The organism is Pseudorhodobacter sp. (assembly GCF_030452865.1).
Classification (GTDB): Bacteria; Pseudomonadota; Alphaproteobacteria; order Rhodobacterales; family Rhodobacteraceae; genus Pseudorhodobacter.
On sequence record NZ_JAKDLJ010000375.1, the window covers coordinates 1 to 3,402 of the forward strand.

A 3,402-nucleotide genomic window follows, 5' to 3' on the forward strand; every position below is an offset into this window, starting at 1 on the left:
AAAAAACCACTGGCCTTTCACTGTCATGGCGAGGGGGTTTCGTTTGAACTTTTACTTCGGTTCAAACCGTGACCCATGACACTCAGGCAGAAAACCAAGTTCCAAGCATCCACAGTCCCATGCCCGCCATAATGAGGTTTTCACTGAGAGATATCACCCCGAGCGGCACGTTTGAGTCGCCGCCGATGCAGGCGCACTTCAACTCGCGCTTGTCAATGTAGACGGCCTTGATGACGCTGACCGCACCGATGGTGCCGATAAAAATGCCGACTGGGGCCACCATCCAGATTAGGGGGCTGCCCGTGCCGATCAGGGCCATCATCCCGACGCCCGCGTAAAGTTCAAAGAACGGATAGGCATAGCCGTAGGGCACATAGCGCCGGGCCAGCACGTCATATCCCAAAAACCCGTTAACGAAGCTTTCGACGTCCTGAAGCTTCTGGATTGCCAGCACGACCATTGAGATGGCGAAGAACCATTTGAGGTAAGTCAGCACCGCAAATCCGTCATAGAGGTTCAGGATCACCGCCAGCGCCATCAGCGCAGCTGACCCGAAGATCGCGATGATCGGGGTATAGCTTGTGTCGTCGTCACCCAGAACACGGTAGCCGAAGTCCTTCTTCAGATCGGTGTAGCCGCCGATCAGCTCTCCGCCGATGAATGTGATCGGGGTCGTTTTGACCCTATGCGCCCGTTTGAACGCGTCAACCTCATCGCGGTTAGTCAGCAGGTTGTCATCGATCGTGTAGCCTTTGCGTTCCAACATGGATTTGGATTTCAGGCCAAAGGGGCAAAGATGCTCCGGCATCGCCATGCGATACAGCGAGGCGTGTTTTTCCCTGCCTTGGCTTTTGGCGCGGGCAGTCTCCGGACCGTCGATGGTTTCAGTTGTCGGCATGGCGGTTTCTCCCCTGATCGAATGTCGATCAATATTGTTCGTCTCGCTCGGTGCCGGCAGGTGCATCGCCATTGGCTTTGATATCCGCGATATAAATTTTCATTTCGGCAATTTCAGCCCGTTGGGCGTCGATGATTGCGTCGGCCAATGCGCGCACACGTGGATCAGAAATATCAGCTCGTTCACTGGTAAGAAGGGCGATGGAGTGATGCGGTATCATCGCCTTCATCCATGCGACATCGCCGACGGTGGCCTGTGTGCGAACAAGCCCGACCCCGACTGCGAATGCGATGGCCGCGCCGACGAAAATCGCAATGTTGGCGTTACGATTTGTATACATGCCCAGCATGAAGGCGAGCATGATGATCGCCATCCCCCCGCCCATGTAGAGCGCCATCCACATCCGTGTCTGCGAGAAGAAAACATGATCGAGGGCGTAGGTGTTCAGATACATCAGCCCGAACATCACCAAGGTCGAGGTCACGATCATCGCAAAGAACCGACTGTAACCCATGCCGCCACTCTCGTGTTTTTTCATGCTGTTTCCCATGATGAGTGAACCTTTCGTTTCCAATGCATACATACCCCATGTAGGTATAATAAGCACCGCCGAGACGAATGGGTTCCAAGGAGATGACATGAAGCAGGACAAGCAGCGGACCCTTGACCGGCTCGCTCGACTGGAGGGGCAGGTGCGTGGCATTGCTCGTATGGTCGAGGAAGATCGCTATTGCGTCGACATTCTGACCCAGACCGCCGCTGTCCGATCCGCCCTGAAGGGGGTGGAGCGCATGGTGCTGGAGAACCACGCGCATCACTGTGTCGAGGACGCTATTGGCAGCGGTGATCCAAAAGAACAGCGTGAAAAGTTTAACGAACTGATCGCGTTACTTCAAAGAGCCCAAGGCTGATGATGACGTCCCGGCACGAGGGCGATCACGATCAACAGTTTTAGGGCTTGACCTTCCAGCCACTGGACACCTTAGGCAGGAGTAAATCAACAGAAAGTTGGCTAGACATGGACCACGATCATCACCACGCGAAGTCCGAAATCCCAGCGGGAGCCGATACCGCAAAGGACCCTGTGTGCGGCATGACCATTGAGATCGGGCCCGAGACGCGTCGCGCGGCGTTTCAGGACGAGACATTTCATTTCTGTTCAGAGGGTTGCCAGACGAAGTTCAAGGCCGATCCGTGGTTCTATGCCTCAGGGCGTGCCGCCGGGCACAAGAAGGCGGCTCCTGCGGACGCCCAATACACCTGCCCGATGCATCCCGAGATCGTCCGCGATGAACCCGGAGACTGTCCGATCTGCGGTATGGCGCTGGAACCGATGCTGCCCTCGGATGAGCCGAGCGAGGAGTTGACCGACTTCACCCGACGGATGTGGATCTCGTCGGTGGCGGCGGTGCCTCTGATCGTGCTGGCGATGGGGGAAATGGTCGCCCTGCCGGTGCGCGACTGGATCGGGCATCAGACGGCCAGCTATCTCGAATTCGTGCTGGCAACGCCGATCGTGCTTTGGGCCGCCTTGCCGTTCTTCAAGCGCGGCTGGGACTCGGTGCTGAACCGCTCGCCCAATATGTGGACCCTGATCAGCCTCGGGGTGGCGGCGGCCTATCTTTACTCGCTGGTAGCCACATTCCTCCCCGGCGTGTTTCCGGAACAGTATCGGTCGGGCGAATCTGTCGGCAATTATTTCGAGGCGGCGGTGGTGATCGTGACGCTGGTCTTTGTTGGGCAAGTGTTGGAATTGCGGGCGCGCGAGCGTACCGGCGACGCGATCCGCGCGCTTCTGGACCTTGCGCCCAAGACCGCCCGGCGCATCCTGCCCGATGGCACGGAATACGATGCGCCGCTGGAAAACATCATGGAGGGCGACCGGCTGCGGGTGCGCCCCGGCGAGGCGGTGCCGGTGGATGGCGTGGTAATCGACGGGCGGTCCAGTTTGGATGAGAGCATGCTGACCGGCGAGTCGATGCCGGTGGAAAAGGAGCCCGGCGATGCCGTGACCGGGGCGACGATCAACCATAACGGCAGCCTGGTGATTGAGGCGGGCAAGGTCGGGGCCGATACGGTGCTGGCGCAGATCGTGGCGATGGTGTCGAATGCGCGACGGTCCCGCGCGCCGATTCAGGGGATGGCCGACCGGGTCTCGGCTATCTTCGTGCCGACCGTGGTGGCGGTCTCGATTATCGCCTTCGTTGTCTGGATGATCTTTGGCCCGGAACCGGCGCTGGTCTTTGCCATCGCATCCGCTGTTTCGGTGCTGATCATCGCCTGCCCCTGCGCGCTTGGGCTGGCCACCCCGATCTCGATCACTACGGCGGCGGGGCGCGGCGCGCAGGCCGGGGTGCTGATCAAGGATGCTGAGGCGCTGGAGCGCATGGCTGGCGTCGACACGCTGATCGTCGACAAGACCGGCACGCTGACCATGGGCAAGCCAAAACTGACCGATACCGTCGTGCTGGGCGATATCGCCGAGGGCGACCTGCTGTCGCTTG

4 protein-coding genes are annotated in these 3,402 nt (G+C 59.1%); 2 read left to right on the forward strand and 2 right to left on the reverse strand.

The features are described 5' to 3' along the window. Positions 1–82 precede the first annotated feature (82 nt). Both L0H65_RS16590 and L0H65_RS16595 read right to left on the reverse strand, forming a co-directional pair. A complete protein-coding gene (locus tag L0H65_RS16590; protein WP_301460313.1) occupies positions 83–898 on the reverse strand; it encodes a MauE/DoxX family redox-associated membrane protein in 816 nt (271 codons plus the stop codon). 28 nt (positions 899–926) lie between these two features. Beyond that, positions 927–1,436: a DUF305 domain-containing protein gene (locus L0H65_RS16595; protein WP_301460314.1), complete on the reverse strand. Its 510-nt coding sequence runs from the start codon at positions 1,434–1,436 to the stop codon at positions 927–929. A gap of 100 nt (positions 1,437–1,536) precedes the next feature. Between L0H65_RS16595 and L0H65_RS16600 the strand changes: the two genes are divergently transcribed. Further along, entirely contained in the window at positions 1,537–1,809 is a 273-nt protein-coding gene (locus tag L0H65_RS16600) for a metal-sensitive transcriptional regulator (RefSeq protein WP_301460316.1), read from the forward strand. Positions 1,810–1,916: 107 nt separating this feature from the next. After that, positions 1,917–3,402, forward strand: a 1,486-nt coding sequence (locus L0H65_RS16605; RefSeq protein WP_301460318.1) for an HAD-IC family P-type ATPase, incomplete at its 3' end; no start/stop codon positions are given.